This is a genomic window from Helicobacter saguini (assembly GCF_000762875.2).
Classification (GTDB): domain Bacteria; phylum Campylobacterota; class Campylobacteria; order Campylobacterales; family Helicobacteraceae; genus Helicobacter_A; species Helicobacter_A saguini.
On sequence record NZ_JRMP02000027.1, the window covers coordinates 1 to 20981 of the forward strand.

A 20981-nucleotide genomic window follows, 5' to 3' on the forward strand; every position below is an offset into this window, starting at 1 on the left:
TTCTATAAAAAATAACACACAATTACCCACCCCCCTAACCCCCCTCCGCAAGGGAGGGGGGAACTCAACCCAAGATTCTAAAGATATAGAATCTAAAACCTTGCAAATACCAAAAATTGATTATATTATCTTTTTAGATAGTGATGATTTTTGGAAAAGTGATTGTTTGCAATCTTGTGTAAATGCAGTGCTACAAAGTGAAATAGAAATTGCAAAGTTAGAATCTAAAAACTTGCAAGATTGTAAAAAAGATTCTATAAATCAAAACTCAGAATCTAACACTAAAGATTCTAAAAACACAATAGATTGCCACGAATTTGACAAGTCAAATTCTCGCAATGACAAAACACATAACGCCCAAAGCCCAAAACGAGCTGAAATTATCTGGTTTGAGTGGGACTACTTTTATGATGGCATAGAGCCTCCAAAAGAGCCTAAAAAGACTTATCATGAAATCTATGGTTTTAAAAGTAGCCACACACTTAGCACGATTGATTTATTAAAACAGAGTGTAAAAAATCATATTGATACCTTTCCATTCGCACCGCAAGGAATGATTGATTTTAATTTTATTAAAAACATACATATCCGCTTTTTAAACTACATACATAGCGAAGACCAAGCCTTTGGCATAGAGCTATTAGTGCAAAGTAGCTATGTCTATGTGCTACTGCAAAAGCCTTATGTTTATAGAATCCGACCTAATTCTAGCTCGAATTTTGAAGGGAAAAAGAATATGAAAAAAGAGGCAATTTTCCCATATTTGCAAGATACTTTTATCGCTTTTAATAAAGACGTGAAACGCACTAAGGCTTATTTTCTAGCTAGTAGCTGGTATCTTATCTTTACTCATACGCTAGATTTTTTAAATAAATATGAAAAGCAAGGAGGAAATGCTACTACAAAAGTAGAATTAGCAAAAAAGTCTTTTATGCCCTATATCGCATATATGGCAACAAGTGTTGCAAAGTATCCGCGTGACCCGAAAAATTTAATTTCAGGTTTGCCACTTGTAGCCCCGTATTTACAAGATTCTAAGCTAAAGTGGTATCGTAAGATGGCGGTGTATTATCCACGTCTTTATGCTATTATTCAAAAGATTATTTGTGCTTTTTTGTGATTTATAAGGATTGTTATGTGTGATTGTGGATTAAAAGTTGGCGTGGTGGTGCCGATGTTTGGCGTCTCTGTATTTTTGCGTGAGTGTTTAGATTCTGTGTTAAATCAAAGTTATGGGAATCTTTGTGTGTTGTTGGTTAGCGATGGAGATTTGGTGTGTTTAGATATTGCGTTGGAATACGCTGCTTTAGATTCTAGATTTATTGTTATTGATAAAGAAAATGGCGGACAAGCAACAGGGCGAAATGTGGGTATTGAGTTTTTTAGTGGGGGTTATGAGTTTATAGAATCTAATTTGCTAGATTCTAAAACTTCTAACTTTATAGAATCTAACTTTATAGAATCTAAAAATATAGAATCTAATAATTTATACTGCTACAAAGTTCTAGATTCTAAAACATATATATATATATATGCGACTCTTACAGCGATATTTCATTTATGGAGCAAGTTATGAATCTTGCTAGTGAAAATATCAAAGTGGCTGTAATTGTGCCGATTTTTAATGTCGAGCAATATCTAAAAGAGTGCCTAGATTCTATCATTTCTCAAAGTTATAAAAATATAGAAGCGATATTAGTAAATGATGGTAGCACAGATTCTAACTCGCTAAATATCGCTAAAGAATATGTAGCCAAATATAATAATTTCACACTTATAGATAAGCCAAACTTAGGACTTTCAAGCTCAAGAAATGTAGCTCTTGATTTTCTATCACAAAACTATAAATTAGAATTAGATTCTAAAGAAACACGAAAAGTGAATGAAAATATAGAATCTAAGATGCAAGATTCTAAGGAAATACAGAATCTAGATTCTAAAAACGTCAATATACCCACTGCGGTATTACCCACCACCATACTACCCACCCCCATATTACCCACCCCCCAGCCCCCCTCCGCAAGGGAGGGGGGCTATCCTTACCAAGATTTTAAAGAAAATATAGAATCTAATTGTGAAGATTCTACCCTAACGCCTACCCACCACCCTATAAGTTTAAAATCTAATTTGCTAACTTACAAAGTAATAAACGAAAATCCTTATAATATAAAAGCAATTTATGTGAATAAAGATTCTATAAACACAATAGATTGCCACGCCGATAAATCGGCTCGCAATGACGTAGTGCAAAATATAGAATCTAAGACGTTACAAATACCACAAATAGATTATATTATCTTTTTAGATAGTGATGATTTTTGGAAAAGTGATTGTTTGCAATCTTGTATAAATGCTGTGTGTAAAAGTGAAATAGAAATTGCAAAGTTAGAATCTAACGCTAAAGATTCTATCAATCACAATATAGAATCTAATTACGTAAATAATGCTAATACAAACGGGGGGGGGGGAATCCTACTTCGCTGCATAGCCTAAAAGATTCTAATATAGAATCTAGTGCTAAAAATTCGCAAGATTACTTAAAAAATTCTAAAAAAGATTCTACAAATCATCCAAAACGCGCCGAAATCATCTGGTTTGACAATGACTATTTATACGATGGGCTGCCTAAGCCAAAAGAGAAAGAATTAGGAAATTTAGAATTTATAGGCTTTAAAGATGAAAATTTAATAACAAATAAAGATTTTATCAATCAGCTAATTAACATAAAAGCAACAAATTTTAGCTGGGTTTGTATGGGGCTAATTGACTTTAAATTCCTGCAAAAAATACACCTAAAATTTATCGACAAAGTGATACACGAAGACCATCCATTCGGTATGATTTTATTTGCAAATGTGAATTATATCTACATTTTACCACGTGCGTTTTATATCCACAGGCTTAGGGCTGGTAGCACTTGTGATAGGCAGGGCGTGCAAAATGTTACCAAAAAATCAATGCCAACTTACACGCTACATATTTTAGACGCATTTAAGGGCGATGCGGTGAGCGCACGTGCTTATTACCGCGCTGCATCGTGGTTTATTATGTTCTTAGAAATTAAAAATTTTATAGAATCTAATCCTACTAATCCTATGAGTAAGCTAACAAAAGAGCAGTTTTTAGGGCTTTTTATTAGTGAATCTAGTATGCTGCTTCGCTTTGATATTGACCCGCTAAATCTAATTGATAAATTTGGTGCATTTAAAGGCTACATAAATCGCCCAAATAGCGTTATGAAACTCGCTATAAAGAACCCAAAACTATATAAAAAGATGTTGCCACTTATTAGAATCTATGAAAAATTTACGCAAATCGAGCGAAGATTCCGCAAATTTATAAAATCCAAAAAATCCTAAATTTTATAATATTTATAGAATCTACATTCGTATTTATTTACAAATATTCGATAAAATTACTATATTTTATAAGTTTTGATTTTAAGGAGTTATTATGTTGCATTCTACAAAACAATTTAGAAATATTTTATCAGCGGTGTTATTAATGTTTATTACTGCGTTTTTTACAGCGTGTGGAGATTCTAAAGATTCTAAAACTGAATCTAAAGCAGAATCTAAAGCGGATAATTCACTAGATGAAATAAAAAAACGCGGTATCGTTAAAATCGGCGTTTTCAGCGATAAACCGCCCTTTGGTTTTATCAATGAAAAGGGGCAAAATGACGGCTATGATGTGTATATTTCAAGGCGAATTGCTAAGGATTTGCTAGGCAGTGAGGACAAGGTCGAGTTCGTGTTAGTGGAAGCGGCGGCGCGTTTGGAATACCTGAAAGCAAACAAGGTCGATATTATCATGGCAAATTTTACGCAAACGCCAGAGCGTGAAAAAGTGGTCGATTTTGCTAAGCCGTATATGAAAGTGAGCCTTGGCGTGGTGAGTAAAAATGGCGAGATTACCGATGAAGCCCAGCTGCAAGGCAAGACGCTAATTGTCAATAAAGGCACGACTGCGGATATGTATTTTAGTAAGCAAACGGGTATAAATCTGCTAAAATTTGACCAAAATACTGAGACTTTTCAGGCGTTTTTGCAGGGCAAGGGCGATGCGTTGGCGCATGATTCTACGCTGCTTTTTGCGTGGGTAAAGGAGCATCCAGACTATAAAGTCGGCATCGCTGAGCTTGGCGGTATCGATAAAATCGCTCCTGCGGTTAAAAAAAGCAATAAAGAGTTGCTAGAATGGCTAAATAATGAGATTACTACTTTGCAGGAGCAGGGCTTTTTTAAAGAAGCCTATGAAGCCACTTTAGCCCCCGCCTTTAGTAGCGACATCACACCTGAGATGGTGATATATTAGGGGTTGTTTTAGTGCGTTATTGTGCATTTATTCATGATTTTACTTTCATGTTAAGATTATATAAATTATATAATCTAAAGGTTTTTTTAATATGAAATTTTCCTTTCTCACATTATTTCCGCAGGTGATAGTTCCATATTTTGAAAGTAGTATAATGGCTAGAGCTATAAAAAATGGAATTATTGAGATAGAAACTATCAATATTCGTGACTTTGCTACTAATCGTTACAAAAAAGTAGATTCTAAACTTATTAGCGGTGGGGCTGGGATGTTGCTTGAGCCTTACACTTTGTATTTAGCCCTGCAAAAAGTTCTAGATTCTAGAATTATTTTTCTATCTCCTGTGGGTGCGAAATTTAGCAATTTAGATTCTAAAAGACTTGCAAAATATAGCCACATTAGCCTTGTTTGTGGGCGTTATGAGGGCTTTGATGAGCGAATTATTGAGATGTTTGGAGATGAAATTTTTAGTGTTGGCGATTTTATTTTAAGTGGTGGCGAGCTGGCTGCTTTATGTATGGCAGATTCTATTGCTAGGAATCTTGATAGCGTGTTAGGAAATATGGAATCTTTGCAAGGAGAAAGTTTTGAATATTATAATTTAGAATCTAAAAAGTCGCGAAAAGATTCTAAGAAAATAGAATCTAAAAATATAGAATCTAATCCACACTTAACCCCGCAAAAAAAACTTTTAGAAGCCCCAAATTTTACAAAATGCAAAAATTTTGATGAAAAATTTGAAAATTTTAAGGTAATTTCAGCTTTTTTAAAGGGAAATCACGCTACAATTACCGATTTAAAACTGCAAATGTCTAAGATGAAAACGCAGTATTTTCGACCAGATTTAATCTAAAAGAGGAAAGTATGAAAAATAGGTATATTGAGAGCTTTGAAAAGGCGCAAATTAATGAGAGGAAAGTCCCACATTTTAAGGCTGGGGATACGCTACGTGTGGGTATAAAAATCACTGAGGGCGACAAAAGTAGGATACAAAATTTTGAGGGAATTTGCATTGCGGTGCGTGGAAATGGCGTGGATAGGACATTTACCGTGCGTAAAATCGGTGCGAATAATATCGGCGTGGAGAAAATTTTCCCCATTTTTAGCGATGGCATTGATAAAATCGAGGTGTTGCGTGTAGGGCGTGTGCGGCGCGCGAAGCTTTATTATTTACGCACTAGACGTGGTAAGGCAGCGCGCATTAAGGAACTTCGCAAGGATAAAAAGGAAGATTCTAAGTGATTATAGAATCTATAATTTATTGAAAATAAAATTATGATTTTTATAATATGCTAGATTCTAAAGTTACAGAATCTAAGGCGTATAGAATCTAATAAAATCATAGAATCTAAAAGTAAAGAAATGAATTTTAAGCTTATGCAAATGCGAGTTTTGGGCGATTCGCGTGGGAAAATCGTCTCGCTAGAGGGCAATAAAAATGTGCCTTTTGAGATAAAACGCGTGTATTACATCTTTGATACTTCGCCAGATGAGGACAGGGGAAAGCACGCACACAGGGAGCTAGAGCAGATAATCATTGCCATTGATGGTGCGGTAGAATTTGTCCTAGATGATGGGAAAAATCGCGAGGTTGTGCTGCTAAATCGCCCTGATGTAGGGCTTTATATCGGCAAAAATATGTGGCGAGAAATGCGAAACTTTTCGTATGGCTGTAAGTTAGTCGTTTTGGCGAGTGATTTTTATGATGAGGGCGAGTATATCCGCGACTACGCGGAGTTTTTGAAAAGTATGCAATATAAGTGATATTAAAATTCTATTATCTTAAAGCAAGTCGCAGGCGACTAAGATTCCAACGATTATAAGAAAAAAACCGCAGGTTTTCTCAATCACGTGCATTTGTTTTTTTAATTTTCTAACAAAATTTAGCCCCTTTTCAATAAATAATGCCAAAATCAAAAATGGAACTGCCAAACCAACAATAAAACTAAGGCTAGAAATAATCGCAAGACTTTCGCTACTAGCGGCAAGCAGCCCTATTGAGCTAACAATAGGACCCGTGCAAGGCGTCCAGCCAGCCGCAAAGCCAACGCCAATAATAAATGGCGCAATAATTTTTAAAAATCTATTGGATTCCAGCTTTTGCAAGTTTAGCTTAGTTGTATTATTTAGAATTTTTAGCTGAAAAATACCCAAAAAATGTAACCCAAAAAGAATAATAATTCCCCCTGAAATATAATTCACAAATCTATAATTAAAGAAATTTTGTATCACATTTATCATCGCCAAAAATAATAAAAAAAACACAAGGCTAAATCCAGCGATAAAAAGAAGTGATGAGCGAAAAATATAGAATCTATTCGCCCTAATAGTAACTTGAGAAGTTTTTGTATTATTAGATTCAATACATTTTTGGCTTAAAGTTTCATTATTTCTAATATTATTAGATTCTATATTATTGATAGCCGTGCCAGAAATATAGCTCATATATGATGGAATAAGCGGCAAAATGCAAGGGCTAAGAAAGCTTAAAAGCCCCCCTAAAAAGCTAATAAAAATTGGCAAATCAAAAAATGCAGATTGTAAAGATTCCATAATTTTCCTAAAATTTTAAAATATTTGATAATTCTACTTAAAATTCTTAAAATTTCATAAAACATAAATTTATATTATAAATTTCATATTTTTATTGCAAAAATATGCTTTATTGTGTAATATTTTATATTTAAAACACAAAAAGGATGATAAATGGCAAAAATAGATTTAAATATTTTTTCATTTGACAGCAGAATAGATTTTCAAAATGGATATGTACGTGAGTGTTTGCATTCCAAGCATTCATGGTTTCTTAAAGATTTGTTAGAGCATATAAATTCTAGGAATTTTGGCTATCAAGAATTTGGTGTAAATCTAGATTTTATTAATATTAAAGTGAATAATCACGCTATTTTTGAAAATATTAAAATAGCAAAATTATTAGAAAAATTCGGTAAAAGCCTAACGTTAGAGCCTTTGTCTAAAAAATACGTTAAAAAAGATTTGCTCGTGGATTATACTTTGATATTACAGAATTATGATGATTTTTTTAGAAAATTTAATTTTATTGCACCTAGTGAACGCGAAAAATTGCTTGAATTTTTACCATTTAATTTTATAAATGGAGAATTACTTGATGATGAATATATCGGCGATGGTTTTGTGCTATATGTGAAGTGGCTTTGTGATATATATCCACTTTTTAAGCAGGATTTTTTAAAAGCCGTTAGTTTAAATAGCAATGGTATTTTTAATCACACAAATGTTGCTAATTTTATTTATCCTGAAAATAACGAAATTGATGAAAATATAGAATCTATGCAAAAGGAAATCCTACACACAATTAATGAATATGAAAAAATAAATTTAGAATTAAATAATCAATATAATTTTTCTTTAAAAGCTGCTGTCTTGACATAATCACATTATTAGATTCTAATAATTTGCTCACTTTTTATTATATTTTTTGGATAAATCAAAAAACCAAACATTACCCAAATCTTACATTTGCTATTGACTATTAACTTTAAAAATATTAAGATTCCATAATTTATAATTTATATTTCAATAAAATATTTATTTTATATGTTATATTTTTTATAAGTTATGAAATTAATAATTTTAAAGGAGTTAATATGGATAGTGTAAATACTAAGATTCTAAAAGCAAATATAGAATCTAGTGCCATAAATAAAAAGATTCCAAACGCGACAAATATAGAATCTAGCACCACACGCAGCCAGATTCTAAACGCAAACATAGAATCTAGCGCGATAAATAAGCAGATTCTAAACACGACAAACAACGCGAAAACGCAAGATTCTAACGCCATAAAAAGTCCGCAAAACTGGCTAAATAAAGAAGATACTTGGGCAAATATCATCGGCATTAGCCTTGTGCTTGTGATAAGCGTGGCGTGGGTGTCGGGAAATTTCAGTCTTTTTGATATTTTTCGTGTGAAGTTTAGCTCATGGGATGTTTCTAATATTCATAAGATTCTAAGTGATAATCCTATAAAATTCATAACTCATATCGCAGCGGTATTTACATTTTTTGGAATTTTATTTTTTATCGTTTCAAAATTTTTAAGGAAAGATTCACGCACATTTATAGTCGGCTTTAGCTTCCTTTTTGCGTTATCTTTGGTGGTTTTTATACTTGGCGCGAGTAATTTTGCAAAAACTTGGCAGCTTGAAACGCCCTTAATTGCCCTGCTTTTAGGGCTACTTTTAAGCAATCTAACAAAACTTCCAGCCATTTTTGAGAATAGTCTTATGACTGAATTTTATGTGAAAATCGGTATCGTTTTAATGGGGGCGACCCTGCCGCTAAATGTCCTGCTAAGTGCCGGTGGAGTGGCGATTTTGCAGGCGTGCATTATCACTTGCGTGACATTTTTTAGCATATTTTTCTTTGCGACTAGGGTTTTTAAGCTAGAGCCTGCTTTTGGTGCGACTTTGGGCGCTGGAGGCTCGATATGTGGCGTATCTGCCGCGATTGTGGTGGGTAACGCAGCACAGGCGAAAAGAGAGCATATAAGTGTCGCCATCAGCATTGTGGTGCTTTGGGCTGTGGCAATGGTTATCATTATGCCGCTTGTGTGCCGCGCATTAGGGCTTGATATGGGCGTGGCGGGCGCGTGGATAGGCACGAGCGAATTTGCGGATGCAGCGGGCTTAGCGGCGGCGCAAAGCTTGGCGAGTGAGCGGGCTGTGGCGGCATTTACGCTTATGAAAGTGATAGGGCGCGATATGTTTGTGGGCGTGTGGGCGGTGCTTGTGGCGTTTTTGAGCATCGCGGTGTGGAATAAATCTAGCGTGGATTCTGGGCTTTCGCACGATTTTACAGAATCTAAAGCAAAATTAATTTGGCAAAGATTCCCAAAATTCATTTTAGGCTTTATCGTGGCTAGTGTTTTTGTGAGCGTTTTTATGCTTTTTATAGAATCTAGTGCGCACAAGGCGTTTCAAAAAGAAGCACTAGGCTTTGTCAAAGAGCTTAGAAACTGGGTTTTTACCTGGACTTTCCTTTGCATAGGGCTTAGCACACAAATCCGCAAAATTATAGCCGTAGGCTACAAGCCATTTTTAGCCTTTAGCCTTGGCGCACTAATCAATTTACCACTAGGCTTTATTTTATCGCAATATATTTTCGTTGATTTTTGGAGTAATTTTTTTAAAGGGTAGAGTTTTTAACACAAAAGATTCTATAAATTTAGAATCTTGTATTCTCCATATTCTTTAAATATAGAATCTACCCACCAAAAATATATGACGTCATCGATATTGCACCATAGTTATATATTTCGTTGAAAACCTTGATTTTATCGCCTTGAAGGCTACTGCCAAGTGCGTAAATTAGCGGGATAAAATGCTCCAAAGTAAAGAAACTTTTATCACTTCCCCTAAATTTTTGATAATTTAGCACAGATTCAAAGTCTCTATTTAACACACTTGTTTTTATTTTTTTATCAAACTCAATGGCCCATTCATAGCCAAAATTCTCCTTTTCCCATGCTAGGAGAGAGAGATTATGCACGATATTTCCACTCGCCATTATCAAAACGCCCTGTTCCCTTAAAGGCTGCAGTGCCCTGCCAAGCGCAAAATGCCACGCCAAATCCTTACTCATATCAATGCTAAGCGGCACGACAGGAATGTTTGCGTGTGGATAGATTCTAAGCAGCACGCTCCAAAGCCCATGGTCTAGCCCCCATGAATTATCAATTTTGATGTTAAAATCACTTAGCACGTTTGCGCTCACGTGCGCTATTTCAGGACTACCGCTAACATGATACTCAATCTCATAAAGCTCACGCGGAAAGCCATACATATCATAAATCTGCCTTAGATTCTTAGAATCATTAATAAAAAGCCCATCGCTTGCATAATGCGCAGAAATGCCCAAAATCGCCTTTGGTGCGAACTTTTGCCGCAAAAACTTGCCCAAATTCTCCAAGCCCTGCGTGGCTTTATTATTTTGCAGGGCATTCATAGGTGAGCCGTGCCCTACGAATATCACAGGCATTTTTTGCATATTAATCCTTTGTTTTTATGGAATTTTAGAGCTAAATTCATGGAAATTTTACACTATTTTTGGCTTATAACTCAAGCTTTGAAGTTATTGATTTAAAAGATGTTAAATGCTAAAATTCATAAAAATTCTCTCAGGATAAAAAAATGAAAGATTCATAAAAAATAGCTAAAATTAATTTAAAAGATACACTTATATTGTCCTAAGCTACATTTTTTATCAATGGTTAGTAGCCATAGGTTTTAAATATTAAAGGGGTGAGTATGAAAGATTTAAAACACTTAGGAAAAGAAACCACTTACAATTTTGACTATAACCCAGATGTGCTAGAATCTGTGCCAAATCCGCATCCGCAAAACGACTATTTTATTAAGTTTAACTGCCCCGAATTTACCGTGCTATGCCCGATTACTGGGCAGCCTGACTTTGCAGCGATGTATCTTAGCTATATCCCGGACACGCTTATAGTTGAGTCTAAGTCGCTCAAGCTTTATCTATTTAGCTATCGTAATCACGGCGGTTTTCACGAGGATTGTGTCAATCGCATTGCGACGGATTTGATTAGGCTTTTGCAGCCACGATATTTGGAGGTGTGGGGGAAATTCACGCCACGAGGCGGACTTAGCATCGATCCGTATGTGAATTATGGCAAGCCAAACACGCCCTTTGTTGAAATGGCAAAACAACGCCTGTGGAACCACGATTTATACCCGGAGAATATTAATAATAGATAGTCTAAGTCAATTTATAATTTGCAACATTTTTTAACCACTTCCTTAAAATACTCGTGTTTTCTAGTCCATTTTCGCGCTCTATGTGCCACATTATCGCATATATCGGCAGGGTTTTGTGCTTAAAAGATTCTATAGTGTTATCATTTGCGATAGCCAAAGTCTCTAAATCATCGCCTAATTTTGTAATGCAAAAATTATGAAATGAATTAGCCTTAAAAATTTCATTTTTCATAATTATATTATGGCTTTTAATATGATTTATAGAATCTATTTTGCTAAAAGTATTAGATTCTATAACACTACCAAAAAAATGCGCTATCATTTGTGCCCCACGACAAACTCCAAGCAAGGGAATGTTATGTCGCATACAAGATTCTATCACACTACTTTCATATTTATCACGCAAAATAGATAAATCACTATCGCTAAAAAGGCTCAAATCATTTCCACCGCTTAAAATCACGGCTTTCACCTGCTTAGATTCTAAGTATTTGCTAAAGGGGATTTCATAGCTCAAAGGCAAGGGCAAAAAGCCCTTAAAAAGCTCGTTTTTGTGAAACAATTCCCCCCATTGAAGCCCCAAAGTCTCCCTTAACTCATAATAATTTTCAGCCTTTATTAGTCTCTGCGTTATGGCGATAAATTTCATCGTTGCCCTTTTTAGAATCTAGATTGATATATCCCTGTAACAAAATCTTATTGTGACCTTATTATGAAAATTATCGTAGTAATACAAAATATAAAGCATGGATACTAAATTATTCATCGCTTTTTTAGATTTTTACCAAAATAAAAGAAAAATCTACTGCCCTAGCTTCCCCACAAGCTCTTCTAGCACCGCCTTACTCGCCTTTATCTCTTCTTTCAATCTAAAATTTTCCATATCTTTTTTCTCATTATCAGCCTTTAATGCGACCACTTCGGCTTCTAACTTTTCTATTGTTTCATCTTTTTCCATTAGTTTTATTTCAAAATCTTCCGCCTTTTTTGTGTTATTAGATTCTAAAACACTTTTAAGATTTTGCACCAAACTTAGTAGCCCCACATTTTGCCCAACATGCTCGCCAACACCGCTATTATTACTATCCATAAAGACTCCTTAAAATTCTTAATGTATAATTGTAGCTAAAAATATCATAAATTAAAGGGAAATAATGAAAAATCTTTTTAATCTAGTCTCAAACTACGCTCCCGCCGGCGACCAGCCAAAAGCTATAGAATCTATAACTAAATCCATACAAAATAATGAAAAATATAATACTTTAATCGGCGTTACAGGTAGCGGTAAAACTTTCACAATGGCAAATGTGATAAAAAATCTAAATATGCCTACACTAATTATGAGCCACAATAAAACGCTTTGCGCCCAGCTTTATAGCGAGTTTAAAAGCTTTTTTCCACACAATCATGTCGAGTATTTCATAAGCCACTTTGATTATTACCAGCCAGAAGCCTACATTCCACGCCGCGATTTGTTTATAGAAAAAGATTCTAGTATAAATGATGAGCTAGAGCGACTCCGCTTAAGTGCTACAACGAGCCTGCTTGCGTATGATGATGTAATCGTAATTGCGAGTGTGTCGGCAAACTATGGCTTAGGAAATCCGCAAGAATACCTTACAATGATTGAAAAGCTAGAAGTAGGCAAGACTTATAATCAAAAGAGACTGCTAGAAAAGCTAGTAGAAATGGGCTACACGCGTAATGAAGTGACTTTTGAGCGGGGAAACTTTCGCACAAAAGGCGAAGTAATCGACATTTTCCCAGCATATAATGAAATCGAGTTTGTTAGGATTGAATTTTTTGGCGATGAGATAGAATCTATACAGCTTTTTGAGAGCCTTGAAAATAGGCGTGTGAAATCTTTAGAATCTTATGTTTTGTATGCGGCAAATCAATTCATTGTGGGGCATAATCGACTAGAAATCGCTTTGAAAAATATAGAATCTGAGTTAGATTCTAGACTTAAGTTTTTTGAAACGCAAGGCAAAATGCTAGAATATGAGCGGTTAAAATCGCGAACCGAGTTTGACTTAGAAATGATAAAAGAGCATGGAATCTGCAAGGGCATTGAAAACTATGCGCGTCATTTGACAGGAAAAGCGCCCGGCGAGACGCCATATAGCTTAATTGATTATTTTGAGTGTAAAGCTCGTCCTTACCTTTTGATAGTCGATGAGAGCCATGTGAGTTTGCCACAATTTGGCGGGATGTATGCGGGCGATAGAAGTCGCAAGGAAGTCCTTGTAGAGTATGGTTTTAGGCTGCCTAGCGCGCTTGATAATCGTCCGTTGCAGTTTGATGAGTTTATACATAAAAAGGCTTCTTTCCTATTCGTTTCTGCTACGCCGGCGAAATTAGAGCTAGACTTAAGCGGGGAAAATCATTTTGAGCAAATTGTGCGTCCTACAGGGCTGCTTGACCCTGTGATTGAAGTGCGAGATTCTAAAAGTCAGGTGCGAGATTTATTAGATGAAATTCGTGGCGTGGTAAGTCGCGGTCAGCGTGTGCTAATTACGACTTTGACTAAAAAAATGAGCGAAGAGCTAACCAAATATTACGCAAAAGAGGGCATTAAAATCGAGTATTTGCATAGCGACATAGACGCCATTGAGCGAAATCATTTGATACGAAATTTGCGGCTTGGGACTTTTGATGTGTTAGTTGGAATCAATTTGTTGCGTGAAGGCTTAGACTTACCAGAAGTAAGCCTTGTAGCGATAATGGACGCGGATAAAGAGGGCTTTTTAAGGAGTGAAACAAGCCTAATACAAACGATGGGACGAGCCGCGAGAAATATCGATGGCAAGGTCATTTTGTATGCAGAAAAAATCACAAAGTCAATGAAAGTCGCCATAGATACGACAAAATATCGGCGTGAGAAGCAAGAGAGATTCAACAAGGAACATAATATCACGCCAAAAAGTGTAAATAGGAGTGTAGAAAATGAGCTGCGATTAGAAGAAAGTGGCGATGTATATAGCCGCGCTGCCAGCATAAAAAAGGCAAATAAGATTCCACCAAAAGAAAAAGAGAAGATTCTAAAAGAGCTACGCGCTAAAATGCTAGAGGCAAGCAAACGCCTAGACTTTGAATCTGCCATCTCGCTAAGGGATGAAATCTCCCGCCTAAAGGCGATGTGAGAATTTAAGGTGAAAAAAATCAAGTTTTGCGTGTTTAGAAAGCCTAGTAATTTGCTAACGCATCCAAAAAATCTAAGTAGTAAGCCTAGTTTGCTAGATAGCATTCGCCATCATTTTGGAAAGGCTGCGAATGCGTGCCACAGGCTTGATAAGGAGACTAGCGGCTTGGTGCTTTGCAGCGTGGATAAAAAAAGCGAGGTGTTTTTAAAGGATTTGTTTAGTGCGCGTGCCGTGCATAAGGAGTATTTGGCTCTTGTGCGTGGCGAGATTTGCGAGTCTTTGCGGATAGAATCTAGCATTTTTTTTAGCAAGGAAAAGCAGGGGAATTTGTGTATTAAAGGGAGCTGTGAGAGTTTAAGTGTGGAAAAATTAGATTCTAAAAATATTATAGAATCTAAAAGTCTAGATTCTAGCAAAGCTATAACTTTACTAATTCCATTAGAAAAAATTACTAATTTATCTAACTTTATAGAATCTACAAATATTTTTAGTGATATTTTTAAGGAAGATTCTAAAAATTTACAGAATCTAGATTCTATAAAAGACACAAATTTCATAACTTTTTTAGATTATTATAATACACAAAACATAACTTTAGAATATCAAAAATTCAAAAATATGATACTTAGCAAAATTGAAAGTTATAACAATGAAGTTTGCACTTTTGTAAAATTAATCCCCTTAACAGGTCGCACTCACCAGCTTCGCATTCACACATCCGCGATAAATCACGCTATTTTGGGCGATACACTTTATGGTGTAAAGCCGCAAGTGGCAAGTTTTTTTCTTGATATTGAAAGCGAGAAAGTTATGAAATTTGTAACTTTAGATTCTAAAAATTCTTTTAAATTTCAAAAAAATATAGAATCTAATTTGCAAGATTCTAAGATTTTGAATAAAGATTCTATGTTAGATTCTAAAGATTTTAGGAGTATTCCACAAAGTCTAGATTCTTCTAAAAGATTCTCAAAAAATCCGCAAGTTCCTAAAGATTCACTAAAAATTTTAGATTCTAAGTTTTCCAAAAAGATTCTAAAACATAGCCTAACTTTATGTAATATAATATTTCAAAATTCGCAATATTTTATAGAATCTAGTTTCAATTTTACTAGTATTTTTACACAATTTATATATTTTTATCTCACATTTTCAACATTAAAAAATAAAGAATTTAAACAGGAAATACAACATTTAATGCACCTTTACTACGCAAAATCAGTGCGTTTAATGCTACACTCAAACCGCTTAAAATTCCTGCATTACGACATTATCGATTACAAAATCTAGATTTATAAAGTTTTCTTTAGCAAGGATTTTAGGGCGTTTGAGTGGTAATTAAGGCAATCGAGCAAAGCTATAGCGAGCTATGATTGGGTATTCCTAACAACGCATAAAAATCCAAGACCATATAACCACAAACGCTACACAAAATGCAAATACAATGAATGGATAGCGATAGCTATTAATAAAAAAAGTGATTGAATATATCTTACGAAATAAAGGAGAAAATGAAAATCTCATTTGATAAATAGAAAACGTGGAAAAGACTAGAGAGACTTTAAAGGAAGCCTTTGTGTTTGCGAAAAAAAGCGGACTAGAGAGTATCGATACATATTGTGAAATGCTTAAAAAAGCATATAATGATTATATCGATAAAGAGAGCGAAAAACTGCTAAATGATAATGAATAAATATCAATATTTCAAAGCGTTGCCATTTTGTAGCCAAGTTAGCATTTTACTTTCTTTTTCTTGTTGTAGTTTGAGATTAGATTCTATATCTTGCAAACTAGTTTCTAAAATTAATGCATTTTCAAAAAATGTTCTTTTAAAATCTGTGCTATTTACTAATGATAGAATCTCGCTCTTTTGCTCTTTTAAAGTATTTTCTAATTCCATTTTTGCTTCTTTTAGTTTATCTTCTGCTTCCATTCTTTTATAGCTATCCCAAATTTCTAACGCTAAAGACACGATAGCAAGGACAGCGGATATTCTACCAGCCAAATTTACAGCGCCCCATGGTTTAAATTTTAGATATTTTCCTAAGTTTAAGCCTATCATTTTCCCACCACTTACTATGCCATCTCTTACTTTTAATATATTTGCAGAATTAATTACTTTTGAAGTTTGTAAAAAACTTACGCCTTGTTTGCCTAGCTTCATTATATCACTTTCAAAACGTTTTACTTCAGTATCTAAATTAATTGCGACTTGATTTATCTCACCATAAATGCTTTCAGTCTCTTCGCTAAATTTATTTTGCACTCTTGTTCTTACATTGATTCCATTTTCGCCTATTTCTTTATCGTAAAATTCTTTGAATGTTTGCAAACTTAAGCCATTCACAGATATAATCAAATCATCAAAATATTGCAAGATAAAATCATTTAAATTTCTTTTTGCTAATTCTATATCGCTATTTAGTCGTTTTAAGTCTTTGCTTGTATTTTTTGCGACTTTATCTAGCTTAGTTATTTCAGTTTGTATTATTTCAAAATTTTGCTCTGCTTTTGGTAGCTCTTTATTTAACACATCTTTGATTATAGAATCTTTTGTAGATTCTATAATAGCTAATGCCCCACCACTTTTTTCTATCTTTTCTTTTGTAGCATCTTGCAGGGCTTTTATGTGTGATAGTTTTCTATACTCTTCTTTATTTTGTAGCCAATATTCTATGCCTTTATTAAATGGATTTGCAGAAACTGCTACGATATTTATAGAATCTTTTTCGCTTTGTGTAAGTTTTATTAGTTGCTCTAATCGTTGCAATATATTTTGCTTTTTAGTTTTATACATTTCATCATATTCATAAGAATCTTCAATATCAACTACCTCATCAAATTTACCAATTACAAATATCGTTCGTGGTAGTAAATTTAGCTCACGAAATAACCATACTAAATCATCTTTATGACTTTCTTTAATAGGATTGCTAGGATTTAACACATAAAGCACGATATTTGCGCTACTTATATATTTTTTTGTTTTATCTTTATATGCTTCTAGCTTTCTTTCATCATTATATTTTTCTTTAAAGCCAAAGAGTCCTGGCGTATCAATTATTTCTAAATCATCATTTATATCATAAATAGCCACTTCATCGCTACTTTCAGCTACATTTATATTCATATTATCCTTTAGTTTTTCAAGCCACGCTGCTGCAATGCTAGTTTTCCCCTCGCTAAAGCCACCTATTAATGCGACTTTTAATTTTACATTTTGCGTTTCATTTAAGGCCTCTTTAATCTTATCTATATAGCTAGATTCTATATCCACATTTAAATCAATGCCCTCTTGCAAAAATCTTAGCAATTTTTCTAAAGTCTCTTTTGTCTTTGCTTTTTTATTTTCAAATTCTTGTAATGCTGCACTTTGCATATTTTCTCCTTTTTTATAGAATCTTATAATAAATTTTCTATATTAGATTCTAATTTTCTTAATTCTTTTTGAATCTTTTTAAGGGCTTTTATACTCTGCTCCATTTTTTCTAATGGCTTTGCTAATTCGGCTTTTATTTCATCTATTATATTTGTTATAGAATCTTTATTAGAATCTATTTGCTCTACTATACTTGTTTTAACTTTTGATGATATATCTCTTAGCGCGCTATCAGTAGCCTTTTTTTGCTCACTTTTTTTATAATCATCGCTAAAAAATTTTAATACAGATTTTCCTATACTAAGAATACCTGTTATGATACCAGCTCCTAGAATAACCCAGCCAATAGGATTCCAACCCAAAGCCATCCCAGTCAAAATTGTAGTCCCAATTGTCGCCACTCCCATTGCTAGCCCTCCAAACTCTATCCCACTATCAATCTTAATATCCAAGCTATTCCCAAAGTTATCTTTTATGCTTAAATGCGAGATTTTATCCACACATTCTTGCATTCTCTTTTGATAATTTTCTAGCTCTTCTTTTATATATTTTTCTAGCTCTTGTTGCCTTTGTTTTAGTGCGTCTGCTAGTTGCGGTTTTAGATGGTTTTCCATTGTGTTATCAATATTAGATTCAAGTCTTTTTTTAAAAACATCATCTTTTATATTAGATTCAATAGCTGCATAAGTCTCCCTTTTTATCTTGCTTATATTTTTATCAACTATATCATTTGCACTCGCTTTACATTTTTTTATAAATTGCTCTTGTATATAGTCTAGCTTATCATTTGTAGATTCTAAGTTCTCTTGCAAACTAGCCAAAAGCGGCTCATATTTTTGCTTTAAAATCTCTCTTATAGAATCTTTAAAATAAATAATAATGCTTTTAGCCTTTTTTATATGTGCGTTTTTTATCTTTTCTTTTGCGTTTTGATTTAAATCGCTTACAAATTCGCTAAATTCATTAAAATGCGTCATACTAAGTATAGAATCTGATGTGTAATTTTTTAGCAATTTATCCCTTGTTTCAAGGGCAATATTTGTATTTTGCTTAAAAGATTCTAAAGTCTCTCTATCTAAAAGATTTTTAGCTAATGAATAAAATGCAAGCTGGGCGCTCAACACTTTATGCCCTTTATAAAATTCCCCTAAATATTCATCCATTTTAGAATCTAGCTCGTTTAAACCTTGCCTTGTTTGGCTATCAATAAACTCATTTTCAAGCATTCTAGCATTATTAATAGGCTTATTAAAAATGGTATAAATTTCAGCTTGGTCATTTAATTGCTCTTTTATTTTTTCTATTATCCCTTTTTTATTTTCATCGCCTTTTTGCGGTGGCGTATGCTCTTTTTTTACATAAAAAATAGCGTGGGCTTTTGATAAGGCTTTGTATATTTCATCTATTACTATTGTTTCATTTCCCTCAATTCCTGGAACATCAATTAGGCTAAAATCATTTCCATTATGCGTAAAATCATAAATTGTAATATCGCGCGTAAAGTCACTTTGCCCTGTTCCTATAATCAAACCATCGCGATTTTTTACCATAGATTCTATATTTCCGCGATTAGATTCTATAATTTGATTTTTTTGTGTATGTTTAGATTCTATATTCGCATTTATTTGCCGTATTTTTTCATCTTCTTTATTTATATCTTGCTGCAGTGCCTCTATTTCCGTATTTTTTATTTTTATTTTATCATTATGATTATTTATGCAATCTTTTATTTGACTTATTTCATTTGTTATGGAATCTAGATTAATAATTTCTTTACTTAAAATATTATTAGATTCTATAATTTCATGTTGTTTTATCTTATTAGATTCGATATTTTTGATACTTTCGGCTATTATAGTTTCATATTTTGTAATTTCTTGTTTTATTTCTTTCTCTTTATTTTCTTCATTTTGCTTTTGTTTTTCAAGTTCTTTTTTAGAATTTTTTAGGGCTTTTAGCTCTTTATTTAAGCTTGGTTTAAAAAGTTTCTTAAAAAAATTAAAAAAGCCACCACTTGAAAGCGGATTAGATTCTATATTTTTTTGTATTTGACTAATTTTAGATTCTATATCAGCCATATTTTTAGCAATATTTGGCAAGTCACTTTCTTTTTGTATTTTTTGCTTTTCACTATCAAGTTTCAAATTTTCTAAGTCTTTATTTTCATTAGTTATAGAATCTAGCTCTATTTTATTACTTTCTAGCTTAGATTTAGAATCTAGCATTTTATTTTGTTCTTTTTGTTTAGATTCTAATTTATCATTTTCTTGCTTAATAATAGATTCTATATCTTGTATATCTTTTTTTATTTCTTGTATAGAATTATTTAAAATATCTTTTTTACTTTTTATATCAACTTTTGAATCTTCTAAGTTTTTAATCTCATTAGTTATAGAATCTATAATCACTTTAGATTCAGCAAATTTATCATAAGCTTCTTTAAACTTTTCTTGCTCGTTAATTTTCTTATCATCTTTAAAATAAAGTCGCAAAGATTCTATAAGTGTAGATTTCCCCGCATTTGTTTCACCATAAAATGCTATATTTAGTCGTTTCCACTCGGCATTTTTTTCTAATTTTGCTAAATCTTTATTTGCTTTTTCTTCGCAATTAGCAAAAATACTCAAAGCCTCTTGCAATTTTTCCTTATCTTCACTCTCATAATTTTCATCACTTTTAAGGAGTGCCACACGCACATTATTTAAATTCTCACGCACATTTTTATAAAAATCTTTTTGCTTGTCATTTTCCCCAACCTTATTAAAACTCATCTTATTCCTTTTAATTTTCAGTAAATTACAATTATATCATAAAATTTTTTTAAAAAATAAAAATAATTTTCAAAAATATCTTGTATTTTATTATAAATTTATAACTTAGAATCTTTACTAAATAAGATTAAATAAAATGTTATGGACTGCCAAAAGTCAATGAAATCAAAAAGGCCCTAAGGCAGATTCTAAACATATAAAAATATACTAGAATAACATTCCTTAAACTTAAAATGTATTTTTATAGAATCTAATTTTATTTTTGCATATAAATTTAGAAATATATCTGCTAAAACCTTGAAATTTTTAGAATCTTTTTTGTTGTTTTGCGAGTTAGATTCTATATTTTTTGCGATTTTGTTTCTTTTTTGTAGAAATTTTTAGAATCCTTTTATTTAAATAAATCGCTATGACTTCCTATATCCACACATATTAAAATATTTTCTACTTTTCTATAAATTAATAATAAATAGGATTTTATGTGGCATTCAAAACTTCCTACATAATATCCTTTCAATTTATGATTTTTATATTTTTCATCCAAGACTTCATTATTCCCTATTTTTTCTAAAACTTCATAAAATAATTCTTTATCTTTATCGCTTATTTTTTT

The 20981-nt window shown here is 33.1% G+C and carries 19 protein-coding genes and 1 pseudogene; 13 read left to right on the forward strand and 7 right to left on the reverse strand.

The genetic code is table 11. The annotated features are described in order from the left end of the window. The 8 genes and pseudogenes from LS64_RS12605 to LS64_RS11270 form a co-directional block, all read left to right on the forward strand. Nucleotides 1–1120 (forward strand): hypothetical protein (locus LS64_RS12605; protein ID WP_161976980.1); only part of this gene is annotated, 1120 nt, incomplete at its 5' end. 15 nt (nucleotides 1121–1135) lie between these two features. After that, a complete protein-coding gene (locus LS64_RS11240; RefSeq protein WP_052062344.1) occupies nucleotides 1136–1576 on the forward strand; it encodes a glycosyltransferase family A protein in 441 nt (146 codons plus the stop codon). Next, nucleotides 1573–1869: pseudogene (locus LS64_RS14105) on the forward strand (glycosyltransferase family 2 protein); the annotation flags it as partial. The gene LS64_RS11240 and the pseudogene LS64_RS14105, both read left to right, overlap by 4 nt. 884 nt (nucleotides 1870–2753) lie before the next feature. After that, nucleotides 2754–3359 (forward strand): hypothetical protein, encoded by a 606-nt coding sequence (locus LS64_RS11250; RefSeq protein ID WP_034572808.1) that lies wholly within the window; start codon nucleotides 2754–2756, stop codon nucleotides 3357–3359. A 94-nt stretch (nucleotides 3360–3453) separates the two neighbouring features. Then, the gene (locus LS64_RS11255) at nucleotides 3454–4317 is read left to right on the forward strand and encodes a cysteine ABC transporter substrate-binding protein (RefSeq protein ID WP_034572811.1); all 864 of its coding nucleotides are present in this window, start codon (nucleotides 3454–3456) and stop codon (nucleotides 4315–4317) included. A 91-nt stretch (nucleotides 4318–4408) separates the two neighbouring features. Next, nucleotides 4409–5170 (forward strand): tRNA (guanosine(37)-N1)-methyltransferase TrmD, encoded by a 762-nt coding sequence (gene trmD / locus LS64_RS11260; protein ID WP_034572814.1) that lies wholly within the window; start codon nucleotides 4409–4411, stop codon nucleotides 5168–5170. A gap of 11 nt (nucleotides 5171–5181) precedes the next feature. After that, entirely contained in the window at nucleotides 5182–5559 is a 378-nt protein-coding gene (gene rplS / locus LS64_RS11265) for a 50S ribosomal protein L19 (protein ID WP_034572817.1), read from the forward strand. 120 nt (nucleotides 5560–5679) lie between these two features. Beyond that, nucleotides 5680–6081 carry a sugar 3,4-ketoisomerase gene (locus tag LS64_RS11270; protein ID WP_034572820.1) on the forward strand — a complete coding sequence of 134 codons (402 nt, stop codon included), beginning with the start codon at nucleotides 5680–5682 and terminating at the stop codon, nucleotides 6079–6081. Nucleotides 6082–6099: 18 nt separating this feature from the next. On the opposite strand, the gene LS64_RS11275 is transcribed toward LS64_RS11270, so the two are convergent. Further along, on the reverse strand, nucleotides 6100–6870 hold the full coding sequence (locus tag LS64_RS11275; RefSeq protein ID WP_034572823.1) for a cytochrome c biogenesis CcdA family protein: 771 nt from the start codon (nucleotides 6868–6870) through the stop codon (nucleotides 6100–6102). A 153-nt stretch (nucleotides 6871–7023) separates the two neighbouring features. Here LS64_RS11275 and LS64_RS11280 point away from each other — a divergent pair, with 153 nt between their 5' ends. Both LS64_RS11280 and LS64_RS11285 read left to right on the forward strand, forming a co-directional pair. Further along, a complete protein-coding gene (locus LS64_RS11280) occupies nucleotides 7024–7731 on the forward strand; it encodes a DUF5644 domain-containing protein (RefSeq protein ID WP_034572826.1) in 708 nt (235 codons plus the stop codon). 215 nt (nucleotides 7732–7946) lie between these two features. Further along, nucleotides 7947–9497 (forward strand): YeiH family protein, encoded by a 1551-nt coding sequence (locus LS64_RS11285; protein WP_081948353.1) that lies wholly within the window; start codon nucleotides 7947–7949, stop codon nucleotides 9495–9497. Nucleotides 9498–9564: 67 nt separating this feature from the next. On the opposite strand, the gene ygiD is transcribed toward LS64_RS11285, so the two are convergent. Continuing rightward, nucleotides 9565–10347 carry a 4,5-DOPA-extradiol-dioxygenase gene (ygiD, locus tag LS64_RS11290; RefSeq protein ID WP_034572829.1) on the reverse strand — a complete coding sequence of 261 codons (783 nt, stop codon included), beginning with the start codon at nucleotides 10345–10347 and terminating at the stop codon, nucleotides 9565–9567. Nucleotides 10348–10607: 260 nt separating this feature from the next. Between ygiD and queF the strand changes: the two genes are divergently transcribed. Continuing rightward, entirely contained in the window at nucleotides 10608–11078 is a 471-nt protein-coding gene (gene queF, locus LS64_RS11295; protein WP_034572832.1) for a preQ(1) synthase, read from the forward strand. A gap of 1 nt (nucleotide 11079) precedes the next feature. On the opposite strand, the gene LS64_RS11300 is transcribed toward queF, so the two are convergent. Then, the gene (locus LS64_RS11300; protein WP_034572834.1) at nucleotides 11080–11727 is read right to left on the reverse strand and encodes a gamma-glutamyl-CDP-amidate hydrolase; all 648 of its coding nucleotides are present in this window, start codon (nucleotides 11725–11727) and stop codon (nucleotides 11080–11082) included. A 153-nt stretch (nucleotides 11728–11880) separates the two neighbouring features. Beyond that, nucleotides 11881–12168 (reverse strand): hypothetical protein, encoded by a 288-nt coding sequence (locus LS64_RS11305; protein ID WP_052062573.1) that lies wholly within the window; start codon nucleotides 12166–12168, stop codon nucleotides 11881–11883. Nucleotides 12169–12232: 64 nt separating this feature from the next. Between LS64_RS11305 and uvrB the strand changes: the two genes are divergently transcribed. Together uvrB and LS64_RS11315 are read left to right on the forward strand one after the other, a co-directional pair. Next, on the forward strand, nucleotides 12233–14221 hold the full coding sequence (gene uvrB, locus LS64_RS11310; protein ID WP_034572837.1) for an excinuclease ABC subunit UvrB: 1989 nt from the start codon (nucleotides 12233–12235) through the stop codon (nucleotides 14219–14221). Nucleotides 14222–14230: 9 nt separating this feature from the next. Next, a complete protein-coding gene (locus tag LS64_RS11315; RefSeq protein WP_052062574.1) occupies nucleotides 14231–15508 on the forward strand; it encodes a pseudouridine synthase in 1278 nt (425 codons plus the stop codon). A gap of 406 nt (nucleotides 15509–15914) precedes the next feature. Here LS64_RS11315 and LS64_RS11320 read toward each other — a convergent pair whose 3' ends face one another. The 3 genes from LS64_RS11320 to LS64_RS11330 form a co-directional block, all read right to left on the reverse strand. Next, complete coding sequence (locus tag LS64_RS11320; protein WP_034569750.1) at nucleotides 15915–17597, reverse strand: LeoA/HP0731 family dynamin-like GTPase; 1683 nt, start codon at nucleotides 17595–17597, stop codon at nucleotides 15915–15917. Nucleotides 17598–17620: 23 nt separating this feature from the next. Beyond that, nucleotides 17621–20368, reverse strand: a complete 2748-nt coding sequence (locus LS64_RS11325; RefSeq protein WP_034569747.1) for a GTPase — start codon at nucleotides 20366–20368, stop codon at nucleotides 17621–17623. A gap of 391 nt (nucleotides 20369–20759) precedes the next feature. Then, nucleotides 20760–20981, reverse strand: a 222-nt coding sequence (locus LS64_RS11330; RefSeq protein ID WP_138127363.1) for a type II toxin-antitoxin system YafQ family toxin, incomplete at its 5' end; no start/stop codon positions are given.

Excerpts from the sequence above, each read along its gene's own strand:
- LS64_RS11240 (WP_052062344.1), top strand. The coding sequence starts at position 1,136 with ATGTGTGATTGTGGATTAAAAGTTGGCGTGGTGGTGCCGATGTTTGGC.
- LS64_RS11250 (WP_034572808.1), top strand. The coding sequence starts at position 2,754 with ATGGGGCTAATTGACTTTAAATTCCTGCAAAAAATACACCTAAAATTT.
- LS64_RS11255 (WP_034572811.1), top strand. The coding sequence starts at position 3,454 with ATGTTGCATTCTACAAAACAATTTAGAAATATTTTATCAGCGGTGTTA.
- trmD (WP_034572814.1), top strand. The coding sequence starts at position 4,409 with ATGAAATTTTCCTTTCTCACATTATTTCCGCAGGTGATAGTTCCATAT.
- rplS (WP_034572817.1), top strand. The coding sequence starts at position 5,182 with ATGAAAAATAGGTATATTGAGAGCTTTGAAAAGGCGCAAATTAATGAG.
- LS64_RS11270 (WP_034572820.1), top strand. The coding sequence starts at position 5,680 with ATGAATTTTAAGCTTATGCAAATGCGAGTTTTGGGCGATTCGCGTGGG.
- LS64_RS11275 (WP_034572823.1), bottom strand. The coding sequence starts at position 6,870 with ATGGAATCTTTACAATCTGCATTTTTTGATTTGCCAATTTTTATTAGC.
- LS64_RS11280 (WP_034572826.1), top strand. The coding sequence starts at position 7,024 with ATGGCAAAAATAGATTTAAATATTTTTTCATTTGACAGCAGAATAGAT.
- LS64_RS11285 (WP_081948353.1), top strand. The coding sequence starts at position 7,947 with ATGGATAGTGTAAATACTAAGATTCTAAAAGCAAATATAGAATCTAGT.
- ygiD (WP_034572829.1), bottom strand. The coding sequence starts at position 10,347 with ATGCAAAAAATGCCTGTGATATTCGTAGGGCACGGCTCACCTATGAAT.
- queF (WP_034572832.1), top strand. The coding sequence starts at position 10,608 with ATGAAAGATTTAAAACACTTAGGAAAAGAAACCACTTACAATTTTGAC.
- LS64_RS11300 (WP_034572834.1), bottom strand. The coding sequence starts at position 11,727 with ATGAAATTTATCGCCATAACGCAGAGACTAATAAAGGCTGAAAATTAT.
- LS64_RS11305 (WP_052062573.1), bottom strand. The coding sequence starts at position 12,168 with ATGGATAGTAATAATAGCGGTGTTGGCGAGCATGTTGGGCAAAATGTG.
- uvrB (WP_034572837.1), top strand. The coding sequence starts at position 12,233 with ATGAAAAATCTTTTTAATCTAGTCTCAAACTACGCTCCCGCCGGCGAC.
- LS64_RS11320 (WP_034569750.1), bottom strand. The coding sequence starts at position 17,597 with ATGCAAAGTGCAGCATTACAAGAATTTGAAAATAAAAAAGCAAAGACA.
- LS64_RS11325 (WP_034569747.1), bottom strand. The coding sequence starts at position 20,368 with ATGAGTTTTAATAAGGTTGGGGAAAATGACAAGCAAAAAGATTTTTAT.